Here is a 15102-nt window from a genome sequence, read left to right on the forward strand (position 1 = left end):
CTGGCGCCACGGCGGCATGGCGCCGCTGCACGCAGGCCGGGCATTGCGGACCAGGAAGTTGAGATGACTGCACGGCGTCTTTCATTGCCCTGGGCTCCTTGGATGCGTGGGTAAGCCGACGAAGTGAGCCCACTATATTCTTGTGCGTTTTATTGTGTCAACGTTGATTTACAATTTAGCATTCTTAATTGTGCACAATCTTGAGTTCAAAATAATGCTATGCTTGCCGCGACTCAATCCAGGTGCTTTCATGCCCACTAAACGCGCCAATCCCCCCTCTGACGCCGCCCCGACAGAACAGCGCAAGGCGGCCTCGACCCACGACGTCATCCGCGATCTGCGCGAACGCATCGCTTCGCAAGCGCTGTTGCCCGGCACCCGCGTGCCCGAAGAGGATCTGGCCCAGGCCTACGACATCCCGCGCGCTAAGGCGCGGGAGGTGCTGGCCACGCTGGAAGACCGTGCTCTGGTGGAACGAGTGCCCAACAAAGGCGCGGTCGTGGCGCTGGTGGACATGGAGACCACGTATCGCCTCTATCAGGTGCGAGAGGCGTTGGACGGGTTGGCCGTGCGGCTGGCAATCGCCAATGCGACGCCCGCTGATTGGGCGGCCATGCAGGCCCTGCTGGGCGAGCCCTTCGAACAAAGCCTGAAGAACGGCGACATCGAGGCCCACGTGGCCACGATTGAACAATTCCGCAATCACGTCAAAGAACTGGCGGGCAACCCCGTGCTTAGCGACATGATCGAACGCATCTACGACCGCACCCGCGTGTCGATGCGCCGCGTGGCGTTGCTGCCGGGCCGTTCAGAAATGGGAATCAAGCAATATCGTGCCCTGCTGGACGCGATGGTTCGTGGCGACGCCGACGAAGCCGAGCGCTGCGTGCGCGAATTGAACGCCAGCGCCCGCGAATATATCGAGCGCTACAAGAACTACGTCATCTAAGCGGCGACGACAGTCCCCGCGGCCGGGCCCAGCCAGCATTGGCTGACGGCCGGGGCCACGCCCGCGGGCCTCAGGGCGAGGCCGGCGTGTCGTAGTTGTTCAGCCGCACGCCCGACACGCCGCCCACGCTGGGCGATGGCGATGGCGCGGGCGCGGACGCGGCCGGCGCGGGCTGCGCCTGGGGCGCTGCCGTCGGGGTGACCGCTTCCGGCGTCGGAGCCGCCTGCGCGCCGTCGGGGGCCGGGTTTGCCGCCCGGCGCGCACGCTTGGCGTCGTCGGCGCTGGCCACCATCGCAGTCAGTTCGGTCGCCAGAGAGGCGGACTTGCCGTTGCGCGCCCAGTCAGCCGCGCTCTGGCCTTTCAGGTCGCGCGTCGTCACATCGGCGCCCGATTTCAGCAGTAGATCCACCATCGCCTTGTTGCCGCCCAGCGCCGCCATCATCAGCGGCGTCTCGCCGCCTGGCGCCGGGGCGTTCACGATGGCCTTCCTGGACAGCAGCAGGCGCGCCATCTCCATCTGCCCCTTGGAGGCCGCGTAGTGCAACGGCGTCCATCCCAACCGATTGACCTGGGCCCCGCGTGCAATCAGCTGTTTCGCCCGCTCGGTCTGCCCGGCGATCGCCAGGTACATCAGCGGCGTTTCGCCCGCCGGATTCTCGGCATTCACGTCGGTGCGCTTGTCGGCCGCGATCACGTCGAACACCTTCCAGGCGCCGTCCACCACCGCGCGCATCAATGCGGGCTGGCCGTTCTGGTAGCGAACGTTGGGATCGGACCCCTGGGCCAGCAGTTCTTTGATGTCGTTGGGATAGTCGTTGGCGACGTACACCCACCAGTCGCCGGCGTTGGCGGCATGCGCCGCAGGGGTCGCCAATCCGACGGCCAGCGCCAGCAGCGCCCCCCGGCAATGCGACAACAGGACGTGACGAGCGGTCGAAGCGTGGGCGGTCATGGCTATCCTAGCGTTCACATTAAATAATCGGGTTTGAATTATTTCTTTATCTTATTGAAAAGACGGAAGAAATTTTCGGTCGAGGCCTGCGCCACCTCGGCCACGGTGATGCCTCTGAGGTCGGCGATCTTCTCAGCCACGTGGATCACCTTGGAGGGATCGTTGAGCTTGCCCCGATACGGCACGGGCGCCAGGTACGGCGAGTCCGTCTCGATCAGCAGGCGGTCCAGCGGCACCTTGGCCGCCACTTCGTGCACCACCTGGGCGTTCTTGAACGTGACGATGCCCGACAGCGAAATGTAGAAGTTCTGGTCCAGCGCGGCTTGCGCCACTTCCCAATTCTCGGTGAAGCAGTGCATGACCCCGCCCACCTCCGACGCGCGCTCTTCTTGCAGCATGCGCACCGTGTCCTCGGCGGACGAACGCGTATGGACGATCAGCGGCAAGCCCGTATCGCGGGCGGCGCGGATGTGGCGACGGAAGCGTTCGCGCTGCCAGTCCAGCGGCTCCGACAACCGGTAGTAATCCAGCCCGGTCTCGCCGATGGCCACGACCTTCGGATGTTCGGACAACCGGGCCAGCTCTTCCGGGGTGGGGTCCGGCGTGTCTTCGTAATCGGGATGCACGCCCACCGAGGCCCACAGATTGGGCTGCGGCTCGACCAGCGCCATCAGGCCAGGCCATTCGGGCATGTTGACGCTGACGACCAGCGCGTGGGTCACCTGGTTGGCGGCCATCCGGTCAAGGATGGCAGGCAGATCAGCGGCCAGTTCCGGAAAATTCAAATGACAGTGGGAATCGACGTACATGTTTTGACTACGAGAAAAGAGCCGCGGCGCCTCGTTCCGTTTCCGGGAGAAACGCCATGGGATCAGGGACTTACGCCTGGCAGGATAGCACCACGCGTTGCAGGGTGGCGTGCGCGAAAAGCTTGGCGTTCAGCGGATGGGTGGCCAGGGCGCGCTGCCGCGTCAGCCAGCGCGCGGCTTCGGCCACGCGTGCCTTGTCCATGCGCGCGGCAACCTGGGCAACGCCCGCCGCCAGCGCCGGAAAGTAGCGCACCGGCGCCGCCGCGCTAGCCAGCATCAGGTCGGTATAAACGCGTTGCAACGCGTCGATCCATTCACTGGCCGGCACCTTTTCCAGCAATTCGGCCAACGTGCCGACATCAGGCGACTGGCCCTGCGCAAGCGGGCCGATCAGCTGTGACAACCACGGCGGACATGGTGCGTCGCCCGCCTGCGCCAGGCGCAGCGCGGCCAATGGCGCGCCGCCGGCTGCCGCCAGCCATTCCTTCGCGGGTTCAACGTTCTGCCCGCGCAGCCATTGCAGCGCGGTATCCGGATCCGGCGCCGGCAGCGGCAAACGCCGGCAGCGCGACACCAGCGTCGGCAACAGGCGGTCCGGGGCGTCGGCCACCAGCAGGAAGACCGTATGCGGAGGCGGCTCTTCCAAGACCTTGAGCAACGCGTTGGACGACACCACGTTCAGCGCGTGCGCCGGATACAACAGCGCCACGCGCCACCCGCCCCGGTGCGTCGCGGTGTTGAACCACGACTCCAGTGAACGGATCTGGTCGATGCGGATTTCCTTGGACGGCGCGCGCTTGGCGGATCCGGTGGCGGGTTCGGCGTCTTCAGCCGGTTCAGCGGCGTCAGCCCCCTCTTCCACGGCCACGGCTTCGGGACGGATACGGCGCAAGTCGGGGTGGTTGCCGCTGGCAAACCAGGCACAGGCCGCGCAATGGCCACAAGCCAGGCCGTTCTCGGGCGTCTCGCACAGCAGGCTTGCGGCGGCGGCGATCGCGAAGTCCAGTTTGCCGATGCCGGCCAGGCCGTGCACCAGCCAGGCATGGGCGAAACGGTCGCGATTGCCCAGCCAGGATCGCGCCGTGTCCATCTGCCAAGGCAGGAATTGGGGTGCGCTCATGCGTCGGCAGCCAGCAGTGCGCGCAGCCCGGCTTCCAGTTCCGTGCGGATCTGTTCGATGGACTGCGTGGAATCCACGATATGGATGCGGCCGGGGTCGGCCTTCGCGCGGGCATGATAGGCCTCGCGGGTGCGCTCGAAGAACGCCGCGCCCTCGCGTTCGAAACGGTCCGGTTCGCGCGCATCGGCCAACCGGGCACGCGCCACATCCAGCGGCACATCGAAGAGCCAGGTGCGGTCGGGCTGGCCCGCCTGCATCCAGGTTTCCAGCACGGCAATGCGCGCAGCGCCCAAGCCGCGCCCGCCGCCCTGGTAGGCGTAGGTGGCGTCGGTATAGCGGTCGCACACGACCCATGCGCCGCGCGCCAGCGCCGGTTCGATCACCTGGCGCGCATGCTCGCAGCGGGCCGCGAACATCAGCAGGGTTTCGGTATCCAGCCCCATGGTGTCGGTCAACACCAGGGCGCGCAGCTTCTCGCCCAGCGGCGTGCCGCCGGGTTCGCGCGTGGACACCACGTCCACGCCCTGGCCGCGCAAAAAGTCCGCGATCCAGACGGTGTGGGTGCTCTTGCCCGCGCCGTCCACGCCCTCAAGCGTAATGAAGCGTCCGCGTGAGGTCATTGATCTTGTCCTTGTTCTGTTTCGGAGTGGGTGTCGGGGTTGGCGTCAGCCGCCGGGCCAGCATCGGCGGGCGCCGCGGCGGGTGCGCCCGCAGGCGCTGGCGCGGCAGCAGGCGCCGGCACCGCCGCCGGACGCACGGTCTGGCCCTGGCCCAGGATGTACCGGGAAACATTGCGATTATGTCCCGACAGGTTCTCCGCGAATTCGCTGGTGCCGTTACCCCGCGACACGAAGAACAGGTACTTGTGCTGCTCGGGCTGCACCGCGGCCAGCAGCGCCGCCCGGCCAGCCGCCGCGATCGGCGTGGGAGGCAGGCCCGGCCGGGTATAGGTGTTCCACGGGGTATCGGTTTGCAGGTCGCGCTTGCGGATCCGCCCCTGGTAGTTCTCGCCCATTCCGTAGATGACGGTGGGATCGGTCTGCAGCAACATGCCGATCTTCAAGCGGTTGGTGAACACGCCGGACACGCGGCGGCGATCGGGGCCGTGGCCCGTTTCCTTTTCGATGATCGACGCCAGCACCAGCGCCTCGTAAGGGGTAGCCACCGGCAGGTCGGACTGGCGCTTGGCCCAGGTATCCTGCAGGATGCGCTGCCCTTCCTGATAGGCGCGGCGCAGCAGATCGTAATCGGTGCTGCCGGGCGTGAAGACATAGGTGTCGGGGAAGAACAGCCCCTCGGGGTGCTTGATGTCCGAGCCCAGCCGTTCCATCAGCGCTTCATCGCTGACGTCGCCCAAGGTCTGCTTGATATCCGGATTCTCGCGCAGCGCCTGGCGGATCTGGCGGAATGTCCAGCCTTCCAGGAAGGTGATCTGGCGCTGGGTCATGTCACCCCGCGCCAGCCGCTCCAGCAGCAACAAGGGCGTATCGCCGTTGATGGCCTGGTACCCCCCGGCCTTCATCAGCTTGTCCTGTTCCGTCAGGCGCGCCATCCACACAAAGCCGGGTTCCCACATGGGTACGCCGACCGCATTGAGCGCGCGCGCGACCGTGCGCGGGCTGCTGCCCGGGTCCACTACAAAATCGATCCTGTCGGCCGGTAACTGCATGGGCCGGTGCATCCAGCTCCATGCGGCGCCCACGGCCGCCGCGGCGGCAATCACGATGAGCAGGAATGACCACAAGACGTAAAAACGGAGTCGCTTCTTCATAAGTCCCAGAAGTTTAATGGATCGGGCGGAACTGTCGCGGCAAAAGTGGGGCCGGGGTGCCCCGCGCAGCCCTGCGGCCATCGGGGGCTTGCCCCCTGCCGCAAGGGGAAGACGGCTATCATCTGCACTTTGATGTTGCGATAACACCGCCGCCATGCACGCTTTCTACACTTCGATCCCTGTCCGCGCGGAAGGTTGCGCGCAATGCGCGCCGCTGGATGATTTTGTCGTCTTCAGCGCTTCCGGCGCCGATGCCCTGCCCTTCCTGCACGGCCAGCTGACCCAGGACGTCACCGGTCTGCCCGCAGACGCCGCCCGCCTGGCGGGCTATTGCACCGCCAAGGGCCGCCTGCTGGCCACCCTGGTGATGTGGCGCGCCGCCCCCGGCGCGGAAGACGGTCCGCAACTGTATGGCCTGGTGCGCCGCGACCTGTCGCAGGCCCTGCTCAAGCGCTTGTCGATGTTCGTGCTGCGGGCCAAGGTCAAGCTGGGCGCCGCCTCCCTGAACGTCGCAGGCGTCCAGGCATCGCCCACAGAGGCCGCCGCGCTGGAAGCCGTGACCGGCGCCTTGCCCCGCGCCGCCTGGCAGCGCGCCGATCTGCCGTCCGGCACCTGGATCGCGGCGCCGGCGGCCGACGGCCGCCTGCGCTGGTGGTGGATCGCCTCCGACGAACAACTGGACCAGGCCGCTCCGCTGGCTGCCGCACTCGGCCTGGCGCCCGCGTCACAATGGCAAGTGGCCGACCTGGCCGCCGGCATCCCCTGGATCGCCACGGCCACGCAAGACGTCTTCATCCCGCAGACCGTCAACCTTGAACTCATTGAAGGCGTGAGCTTCACCAAGGGTTGTTATCCCGGCCAGGAAGTCGTGGCGCGCAGCCACTATCGCGGCACGGTCAAACGCCGCATGGCTTACGGCACCGTCGCCGACGCCAGCCTGCAAGCCGCGGCGCTGGCTGGCGTGGACGTGTTCGACGCCACCCAGCCTGGCGAACCGATTGGCCGCGTCGTGGATGCTGCCAGTGACGCCGGCGTGGCGTCCGTCCTGTTCGAAACAACGCTGGCCGCCTTGCCCGAAGGCGATCTGCGCCTGGGCGCGGCGGACGGCCCCCGCATCGCCACGGCGCCCCTGCCGTACTCGATCACGCCTTAAGACGTTTCTCCGTTCGGCGCCGGCCCTACACGGCCACGCCGAACAGCGCGCCCACGGCGGCCGTTGCCGCCATCGCCAACGCGCCCAGCACCGTCACGCGCAACGCGGCCGGGCCTTTGGGCGCGCCCCCGGCGCCAGCCGCCAAGGCGCCAAGCGCGGCCAGGCAGGCCACCGACGTGCCAATCACCCAAGGGATCAAGTGGGGCAAAGGCGCGGTCGCCGCCACCACCAGCGGCAATGCGGCGCCCCCCGCGAACGACGCCGCCGAAGCCATCGCGGCTTGCACGGGCTGCGCCCGGTTGTGGATCGAAATGCCCAGTTCGTCACGCGCGTGCGCGTCCAGCGCGTCATGACGGGTCAACTGGCGCGCCACCTGTCCCGCCAGGTCGCGCGTCAGGCCACGTCCCACATAGATGTCCACCAATTCCGCCAACTCTTCTTCCGAGTTGCCTTTCAGCGAACGCTGCTCGAGGCGCAGGTCCGCGGCCTCGGTATCGGCCTGCGACCGCACCGACACGTATTCGCCTGCCGCCATCGACAGCGCCCCCGCCACCAGGCCGGCCAGGCCCGACGTCAGGATGGCGCCATGCGTGGCCTGCGCCGCCGCCACACCCGTGATCAGGCTGGCGGTGGAGACAATGCCATCGTTGGCGCCCAGCACAGCGGCGCGCAACCAGTTGCTGCGGAAAATCCGATGATGTTCTTTTGAAGGCATTGCGCGGTACCCAAACGGCGCGTGACAAGTGCGGCATGCGCCCGGCCGCCAAGGCCGGACGCGCACCGCGCCGCATTCATCGCGGCGTCACGCGTACCGCGGTAAGCAAGCCTATCACGCACATCGTGGCCTGCTCGCCTTCGTACGCATGTACTTCGACCTGGCAGATGGACAAGCGCTTGCCTGGCTTCACCACCCGGCCGCTGGCGACAAAGCGGTCGCCCTTGGCCGGCGCCAGGAAGTTCATCTTGAACTCCGAGGTCAGGACGTCCTCGCCGGGCCCGAATAGCGTGTATGCGGCATAGCCGCCCGCGCTATCGGCGATCGTCGTCGAAATGCCCGCATGCAGGAAACCGTTCTGCTGGCACAGGTCGGCGCGGTAGGGCAGCACGATGTCCACCCTGCCCGGCTCCACCACGTCCAGCCCGGCGCCCAGCAGCCGCATGATGCTTTGCTGGTCGAAACTGGCCTTGACCCGTGCGGCCGGGTCGGACGGCGCGTGATGCCCGGCCATGTCAGTCCTGCTCGCGCTTGACCAGGTTGACGATGCTGGAGAAGTCCAGCTTGCCCGATCCGCCCGAGCTATGCAGCGAATACAGGTTGCGCGCCAGTTCGCCCAACGGGATGGAGGCGCGCGCCGACAGCGCCGCCTCGGCCGCCAGACCCAGGTCCTTCAGCATCAGGTCCACGCCGAAGCCGCCCGCATAGCCCTTCGAGGCCGGCGCATGGTCCATGACGCCCGGCCACGGGTTGTAGAGTTCGGTGGCCCAGTTGCGGCCCGAACTCTTGGCAATGATGTCGGACAGGACCTTCGGGTCCAGGCCGTTGGCCACGCCCAGCGCCAGCGCCTCGGACGTGCCCGCCATCAGGATGCCCAGCAGCATGTTGTTGCAGATCTTGGCCACCTGGCCGGCGCCTGCGGGGCCTGCGTGGAAGATGTTCTTGCCCATCTTCTCCAGCACGGGGCGCGCGCGCTCCAGTGCGGCGCCCTGCCCGCCGACAATGAACGTCAGCGTGCCAGCGGCCGCGCCGCCGGTGCCGCCCGACACCGGCGCGTCGATCATGGCGATGCCGCGCACGTCGGCCGCCTGCGCCACCTTGCGCGCCGAATCCGGCGCGATGGTGCTGCATTCGATGACCAGCGCGCTGGTCGGGATCTTGCCCAGCAGGTCCTCGCCCAGATACAGGCCTTCCACGTGCTTGCTGGCCGGCAGCATCGAGATGACCACGTCGGCGCCCTTGACGGCTTCGGAGGCGGATGCTGCCGCCTTGGCGCCAGCGTCGGTCAGCAGCTTGACGGCGGCCGGCACCAGGTCGAACACCGTCAGGCTGTGGCCCGCCTTGACCAGATTCAATGCCATGGGCGCGCCCATGTTGCCCAAACCGATAAACGCGATACTGCTCATGATGTCTTGTCTCCTGTTGCTATTGCTGTAGGTATGGATTCATCGTGACCTGCATGACGGAAATCTTGGGTGGCCGGTCCGCAGTGCGTACCGGCCGGCGCGTCAACGCCCTTCCTGGCCCAGATCGGCCAGGGGATGCGGCTCGCCTTCGGGCCACGGTTCTTCAAAGAACTTCTGCACCCAGGCATCGGTCGCCATGTCCATGACAGCCGGATTCCAGCGCGGGTTCTTGTCTTTGTCGACCAGCAAGGCACGGATGCCTTCGGCGAAATCGCCGTGCGCCGTGCAGGCCAGCGCGGCGATGTATTCGGTGCGGAACACGTCGTCCAGCGACCGCAGGCGCGTGCGCTGCTGCAAGGCGAACGCCAGGCGCACCGAACCCGGCGAGCCCGCCAGCATCGTCGTCGCCGCGCGCGCCAGCCAGGGATCGGCATGGTCTTTCAAGAGCGCGACCTCTTCGTAGATCTCGTCCAGCCGATTGCCGTTGCACAGGTTGTTGATCTGGAACGAGTGCTGGCGCAGAGGACCCGGGTCCAGCGGCGTCTGCGGCTCCAGCGCCGTCAACGCGCGGCGCAGCAGTCCATCATTCAACGAACGCGGCGCCAGCGACGTTTCCGTCGCGCCCGCGCCCTGGCCGGCCCAGGGTTGCTCTTCCAGCGACGCCAGCAGCTTCGGCCAATCCGCGTGGTTCAAGCGGAAATCCGCCAGACCCGCGAAGAAGGCGTCAGCGGTGTTCACGTGCGCGCCCGTCAAGGCCAGGAACAGGCCGATGCGGCCCGGCATGCGGTTCAGCAGCCAACTTCCGCCCACGTCCGGGAACAGGCCGATGGATACTTCCGGCATCGCCAGCCGCGAGGTCTCGCTGACCACGCGATGGCTGGCGCCCATCATCAAGCCGATACCGCCCCCCATGACGATGCCGTGGCCCCAGCACAGCACGGGCTTCGGATAGGTATGGATGCGGTAGTCCAGCCGGTACTCGTGCTCGAAGAAGCGGCGCGCATACGCGTTGCTCCAGCCGCTCTTGCCCTGATTCTCGCCCATGCTGCGGTACAGGCCATGCAGGTCGCCGCCCGCGCAGAATGCCTTCTCGCCGGCGCCTTGCAGCACCACCAGGGCCACGCCCGGATCGCGCGCCCATTCGTCCAGGCGCGCCGCCAGCAAGTCCACCATTTCCAGCGACAGGCCGTTCAGGGTCTGCGGCGCATTCAGCGTCGCGATCCCGAACCGCATGCCGTTCGCCGCACTTCTTTCTTCGAACAATACCGGTGCATTCATCTTATGTCGGCTCCTTTTTCCAACAATTGGCGGGCAATGATCACGCGCATGATCTCGTTGGTGCCCTCCAGGATCTGATGAACGCGAGTATCGCGCACCAGACGCTCCAAGGGATAGTCCCGCAAGTATCCGTAGCCGCCATGAATCTGTTGCGCGTCCAGGCAAATCTGGAAGCCCATATCCGTCGCGAAGCGCTTGGCCATGGCGCAGTAGGTCGCCGCATCCTGCGCGCCCGCATCCAGCTTGCAGGCAGCCAGACGCACCATCTGGCGCGCCGCGACCAGATGCGTGGCCATGTCGGCCAGTTTGAACTGCAAGGCCTGGAATTCCGCCAGCCGGCGGTTGAACTGGCGGCGCTCGTCCATATAGCGGCGGGCGGCGTCCAGGGCCCCCTGCGCCGCGCCGACCGAGCAGGTGCCGATGTTGATGCGGCCGCCATCCAGGCCCTTCATGGCGATCTTGAAGCCCTCGCCTTCCTGGCCCAGCAGGTTGCCGGCCGGCACGCGCACGTTCTCGAACGTGATGGGGCGCGTGGACTGGCTGTTCCAGCCCATCTTCTCTTCCTTGCGGCCGTAGCTGATGCCCGGGGTATCGGCCGGCACCGCGAACGCGCTGATGCCGCCCGCCCCTTCGCCTCCGGTGCGCGCCATCACCACCAGCAGATCGGTGTCGCCGCCGCCCGAAATGAAGGCCTTGGCCCCGTTCAGGACATAGTCATCGCCGTCGCGCTGCGCCCGGGTGGACAGGGATGCGGCGTCGGAACCGGCGCCCGGCTCGGTCAGGCAGTACGAAGCCAGCTTCTGGCCACTGGCCAGTGCTGGGCCCCAGGCCTCGCGCAACGCGGGCTGTCCCCACTTTCCGACCATCCAGGTCGCCATGTTGTGGATCGTCAGGAATGCGGTCGTCGACGGGTCCACCGCCGCCATTTCCTCGAACACCAGCGTGGCGTCCAGGCGCGGCAGCCCCAGCCCGCCGATCTCTTCACTGGCATAGATGGCGCAGAAGCCCATCTCGCCCGCCCGGGCGAAGGCCTCGCGCGGGAAAATGCCTTCGGCGTCCCAGCGCGCCGCATGGGGCGCCAACTCGCCTTCGGCGTAGTCGCGGGCGGCCTGCGCGAACGCGCGCTGCTCGTCGGTCAGTTCCAAGTCCACAGCCTGTCTCCTGTTGTCATCGGTATTGTCTGTTGGCGTTGCTGCCGCCTCGTGAACGTCAGCCGGTCGATTTTGACATGACGTTAACGTAAACGTAAGTGCGAACCGTGTTTATGTTACGCCGGTTGCCACCGGCCGATTTGTCTTATTGATGACAATGTGGGCGGTGCCCCAGGACGCGCCAGGCGGCCCAGGCGCCGCAGGGGCGAGGGTTACAGCAAGCCCGCGGGGCGCACCCTGCCGTTCCTGGCCGTTTTGGCGCGGCGGTGTTCCGCGCGGCGGCGGCGCGACTCTTTGGGATCGAAACTCAACCCGCGGTAGATCTCCACGCGGTCGCCGTCCGCCAGCCTGGCTTGCGGCTCGGTCGCGCGGCCAAAAATCCCCACCCCGCGTTCCCACGGCTGCACAACGGGAAAGGCCTGCGCAAATCCGCTGGCGGCCAACGCGTCGGTTACCGTCGCGCCCTCGGGCAACTGGATTTCACGCAGCCACACATGGCCCGGCAGGGCGTAGCAGACGCTGATGTTCAACAGCGCCGCGCCGGTGGGTTCATTCCCCATACTTGGCCTGCGCCCGCTTGGTGAAGGAATCGATGAAGCTGGTCGCAATGCGGTTGAACACGGGCCCCACCACCATTTCCAATGCGCGATTGGAAAACGCGTATTCCATGGTGAACAGCACCTTGCAGGCGTCTTCGGCCAGCGGCTGGAATTCCCAATGCCCGATCAGGCTGGAGAAAGGGCCATCCACCAGCTCGAGGTCGATCCGGTCGGGATACACGTGGGTGTTGCGCGTGGTGAAGCGCTGCTTCATCCCCGCGAAGCTGATCAGGATAGAGGCCTGCATGCCGTGTTCGTCGCGGGTCTGCACCTCGGCGCCGCCACACCACGGCATGAACTCGGGGTACTTTTCCACGTCGGCGACCAGATCGAACATCTGGGCGGCGCTGTAAGGCACCAGGACGGATCGTTGTACTTTGTGCATCGACTATCGCAAATGGCTAGAATGGCAAGATTTTACCGGCACCGCACGACCTGGGCCTAATAACGGGAAAAGCGCGGCGTGGCACGTCCAACCCGGCCCCGCCAGTCAGCCCCCCGAAAAGACCCGCAAAGCCCCCAGGCAAAAAAGGCGTTATGAGCATTATCGACAATCGCAAGGCCACGCACGACTATTTCATCGAAGACCGCTACGAAGCCGGCCTTGTCCTGCAAGGCTGGGAAGTCAAGGCGATCCGCGATGGCCGCGTGCAGCTCAAGGAAAGCTACGTCATCGTACGCGATGGCGAACTGTACCTGCTGGGCATGCACGTCAGCCCGTTGCCGACGGCCTCCACCCATATCCACCCCGACGCCATGCGCACGCGCAAGCTGCTGCTCAAGGCCGAGGAAATCAGCAAGCTCATCGGCAAGGTCGAGCAGCGCGGCTACACCTTGGTGCCGCTGAACCTGCACTACAAGAACGGGCGCATCAAACTGGACTTCGCCCTGGGCCGCGGCAAGAAGATGTTCGACAAGCGCGACACCGCGCGCGAAAAAGACTGGCAGCGCGAGAAAGAACGCATCATGAAGCACGACACGCGGGCCCCTCGCAAAGACAAGGCCGACTGAGTTCAGGCGGCGGCCGCCAACGCGGCAGGCTCGCCCTGCCCGCCCAGCCCCACGATGCGGTTGCGCCCCGCCGACTTGGCTGCATAGAGCTTGCGGTCGGCCTTTTCGAAGAAGACCTGCAGGCTCTCGCCGGGCAGCCATTCGGCGATGCCCGCGCTGAACGTGTATGAAATGGTGCTGCCACCGTGCGAACAAGGCGTTCTGTGCACGGAATCCAGCAGCCGCCCCGCCACTTCCATGACGGCATCGCCGCGCATATCCGGGAACAGCACGCCGAATTCTTCGCCGCCCACCCGGCCGACGTGGTCGCCCGTGCGCAGCGTGGCCGTCGCCAGCAAGCCAAAATGCCGCAACACCGCATCGCCCGCCGCATGGCCGTGCGTATCGTTGATGGCCTTGAAGTGGTCAATGTCCAGCAACAGCAGGGTCAACGGCCGGCGCATGCGCAGCGCCTGCGCGCAATACCGCTCCGCCTGCATCCACCACGCCTTGCGCGACATCAGGCCGGTCAGGAAATCGGTATTGGCTTCGTTCTCGCGGTCGGCCAGCATGCGGTCGTGGATAACCATGATGGTGCCCAGCGTCAGGCAAGGCATCACCAACACGCCCAGCGTCAAATAGGCAATATTCCATACGCTGGGTTCAAGCAGGGTCTGCGGCGGCACCAGGTGCAGCAGGTGGGCGCCGGCCCGCACGGCGCAGATCGCGGCAGACACCATCGCCACCGACCACACGAAACGGTAGCTATAGCGCGAGCGGTGCGTCGGCATGTTGCGCTGCACGGTGAACGCCACGGCCAGAAGAAACCCCATCTGCAGCAGCGACATCGCCACGATGCGCGGCCCGACTTGCCAATCCACGTACGTATAACCCAGCAGCACCCCCAGTGCCGCCAGGCAACCGAGCGTCATCAGGTGACGCGGCACGCCAAGGCCCATCAATCGCCGCACGCCCGTGTAGTACGAGCAGAGCGCAAGCGCGATGGCCGAGTTCGGCACGATGACGGACAGCCACAGGGGCGCCGCCGTGCTCTGCAGGCCAAACGTAAAAAACGCCAACAGCGTGAGCAAGTTGGCGAGTATGGTTTCGCGAATGCCGGCCATGCCGCTGCGCGCCAGGGATCCCAGCACGCACAAGGACAGCACTCCCGCCAGCCCTGCTATCAAAAGCAAATTCACGGGAGCGATCATGGCCAGGGCGCCGCAAGGCGCGGTGTCAAGTGTTGCGCGTGGACTTCACAATGGTCATGGCGGAAGCGATCATGCCGCCCACGTCCGCCAAGTTGGCCGGCAGGATCAGCGTATTGCCTTCCTTGGCCACATTGCCGAACGCCTCGACGTAGCGCTCGGCCACCTTCAGGTTCACAGCCTCCATGCCGCCCGGATGCTTCACGGCATCGGCGACTTGCATGATGGCCTTGGCGGTCGCTTCGGCGATCGCCAGCACGGCGGCGGCCTCACCCTGCGCCTGGTTGATCTGCGCCTGCTTTTCGCCTTCCGAGCGGGCGATGGCAGCTTCACGCTCGCCGGTGGCGATGTTGATCTGTTCCTGGCGGCGGCCTTCCGAGGCCGCGATCAGCGCGCGCTTTTCACGTTCGGCGGTAATCTGCGCCTGCATCGAACGCAGGATCTCGTTGGGCGGCGTCAAATCCTTGATCTCGTAGCGCAAGACCTTCACGCCCCAATTCAGCGCGGCCTCGTCCAGCGACGACACGATGTTGCTGTTGATGGAATCGCGCTCTTCGAAGGTGCGGTCCAGTTCCATCTTGCCGATGACGGAACGCAAGGTGGTCTGCGCCAGCTGCGTGATGGCCGAGATGTAGTTGGACGAACCGTAGGACGCGCGCATCGGGTCCGTCACCTGGAAGTACAGCACCCCGTCGACCTGCAATTGCGTATTGTCGCGCGTGATGCAAACCTGGCTGGGCACGTCCAGCGGGATTTCCTTCAGCGAGTGCTTGTACGACACGCGCTCGATGAACGGGATGACGAAGCCCGCGCCGGGCGACAGAACGCGGTCGAACTTGCCCAGGCGCTCGACCACCCAGGCGTGCTGCTGGGGAACGATGGCGATCGACTTGATGACGATCAGGATCGCCAGCGCGACGACGACGAGCAGGACGATAGTGGAAGTATCGATCATGATGTAAAGCCTCTCCTGGAGTAAGTGCGAGGGCGCCTTTACCTGC

17 protein-coding genes are annotated in these 15102 nt (G+C 66.1%); 3 read left to right on the top strand and 14 right to left on the bottom strand.

What is annotated here, in order from left to right:
• Nucleotides 1–250: 250 nt before the first annotated feature.
• Nucleotides 251–949, top strand: coding sequence for a GntR family transcriptional regulator (locus ACE039_RS02735; protein ID WP_313464430.1), 699 nt, complete (start codon nt 251–253; stop codon nt 947–949).
• Between the two features lie 70 nt (nt 950–1019).
• Here the strand turns inward: ACE039_RS02735 and ACE039_RS02740 are convergent, their stop codons facing one another.
• The 5 genes from ACE039_RS02740 to mltG all read right to left on the bottom strand — a co-directional run bounded on the left by ACE039_RS02740 (nt 1020) and on the right by mltG (nt 5601).
• Nucleotides 1020–1901, bottom strand: a complete 882-nt coding sequence (locus tag ACE039_RS02740; RefSeq protein ID WP_485821627.1) for an ankyrin repeat domain-containing protein — start codon at nt 1899–1901, stop codon at nt 1020–1022.
• Nucleotides 1902–1939: 38 nt separating this feature from the next.
• Nucleotides 1940–2710, bottom strand: coding sequence for a TatD family hydrolase (locus ACE039_RS02745; RefSeq protein WP_313464427.1), 771 nt, complete (start codon nt 2708–2710; stop codon nt 1940–1942).
• 70 nt (nt 2711–2780) lie between these two features.
• On the bottom strand, nt 2781–3830 hold the full coding sequence (gene holB / locus ACE039_RS02750) for a DNA polymerase III subunit delta' (protein ID WP_485821628.1): 1050 nt from the start codon (nt 3828–3830) through the stop codon (nt 2781–2783).
• Nucleotides 3827–4450: a dTMP kinase gene (gene tmk / locus ACE039_RS02755; protein ID WP_310027681.1), complete on the bottom strand. Its 624-nt coding sequence runs from the start codon at nt 4448–4450 to the stop codon at nt 3827–3829. Before tmk ends, holB begins: the two co-directional genes overlap by 4 nt.
• The gene (mltG, locus tag ACE039_RS02760; protein ID WP_310027679.1) at nt 4447–5601 is read right to left on the bottom strand and encodes an endolytic transglycosylase MltG; all 1155 of its coding nucleotides are present in this window, start codon (nt 5599–5601) and stop codon (nt 4447–4449) included. Before mltG ends, tmk begins: the two co-directional genes overlap by 4 nt.
• Before the next feature lie 154 nt (nt 5602–5755).
• Here mltG and ygfZ point away from each other — a divergent pair, with 154 nt between their 5' ends.
• Entirely contained in the window at nt 5756–6754 is a 999-nt protein-coding gene (gene ygfZ, locus ACE039_RS02765) for a CAF17-like 4Fe-4S cluster assembly/insertion protein YgfZ (protein WP_485821629.1), read from the top strand.
• 25 nt (nt 6755–6779) lie between these two features.
• Here the strand turns inward: ygfZ and ACE039_RS02770 are convergent, their stop codons facing one another.
• The 7 genes from ACE039_RS02770 to ACE039_RS02800 form a co-directional block, all read right to left on the bottom strand.
• Nucleotides 6780–7469 (bottom strand): VIT1/CCC1 transporter family protein, encoded by a 690-nt coding sequence (locus tag ACE039_RS02770; RefSeq protein ID WP_105559679.1) that lies wholly within the window; start codon nt 7467–7469, stop codon nt 6780–6782.
• A gap of 76 nt (nt 7470–7545) precedes the next feature.
• Nucleotides 7546–7983 (bottom strand): PaaI family thioesterase, encoded by a 438-nt coding sequence (locus tag ACE039_RS02775; RefSeq protein ID WP_105559681.1) that lies wholly within the window; start codon nt 7981–7983, stop codon nt 7546–7548.
• Between the two features lies 1 nt (nt 7984).
• Entirely contained in the window at nt 7985–8875 is an 891-nt protein-coding gene (gene mmsB / locus ACE039_RS02780; protein WP_105559682.1) for a 3-hydroxyisobutyrate dehydrogenase, read from the bottom strand.
• Nucleotides 8876–8977: 102 nt separating this feature from the next.
• Nucleotides 8978–10153, bottom strand: coding sequence for an enoyl-CoA hydratase/isomerase family protein (locus ACE039_RS02785; protein WP_310027672.1), 1176 nt, complete (start codon nt 10151–10153; stop codon nt 8978–8980).
• The gene (locus tag ACE039_RS02790; protein ID WP_485821630.1) at nt 10150–11304 is read right to left on the bottom strand and encodes an acyl-CoA dehydrogenase family protein; all 1155 of its coding nucleotides are present in this window, start codon (nt 11302–11304) and stop codon (nt 10150–10152) included. The genes ACE039_RS02785 and ACE039_RS02790 overlap by 4 nt, the downstream gene beginning before the upstream one ends.
• A 212-nt stretch (nt 11305–11516) precedes the next feature.
• A complete protein-coding gene (locus ACE039_RS02795) occupies nt 11517–11864 on the bottom strand; it encodes an RnfH family protein (protein WP_485821631.1) in 348 nt (115 codons plus the stop codon).
• Nucleotides 11854–12288, bottom strand: a complete 435-nt coding sequence (locus ACE039_RS02800) for a type II toxin-antitoxin system RatA family toxin (protein WP_105559689.1) — start codon at nt 12286–12288, stop codon at nt 11854–11856. The genes ACE039_RS02795 and ACE039_RS02800 overlap by 11 nt, the downstream gene beginning before the upstream one ends.
• A gap of 152 nt (nt 12289–12440) precedes the next feature.
• On the opposite strand from ACE039_RS02800, the gene smpB reads away from it, so the two are divergent.
• Complete coding sequence (gene smpB / locus ACE039_RS02805; RefSeq protein ID WP_105559690.1) at nt 12441–12914, top strand: SsrA-binding protein SmpB; 474 nt, start codon at nt 12441–12443, stop codon at nt 12912–12914.
• A 2-nt stretch (nt 12915–12916) separates the two neighbouring features.
• Here the strand turns inward: smpB and ACE039_RS02810 are convergent, their stop codons facing one another.
• Both ACE039_RS02810 and ACE039_RS02815 read right to left on the bottom strand, forming a co-directional pair.
• Nucleotides 12917–14104, bottom strand: coding sequence for a GGDEF domain-containing protein (locus ACE039_RS02810; protein WP_448708462.1), 1188 nt, complete (start codon nt 14102–14104; stop codon nt 12917–12919).
• A gap of 25 nt (nt 14105–14129) precedes the next feature.
• Nucleotides 14130–15056, bottom strand: coding sequence for an SPFH domain-containing protein (locus tag ACE039_RS02815; protein ID WP_485821632.1), 927 nt, complete (start codon nt 15054–15056; stop codon nt 14130–14132).
• Nucleotides 15057–15102: the final 46 nt, after the last annotated feature.

The organism is Achromobacter maghribensis (genome assembly GCF_057334215.1).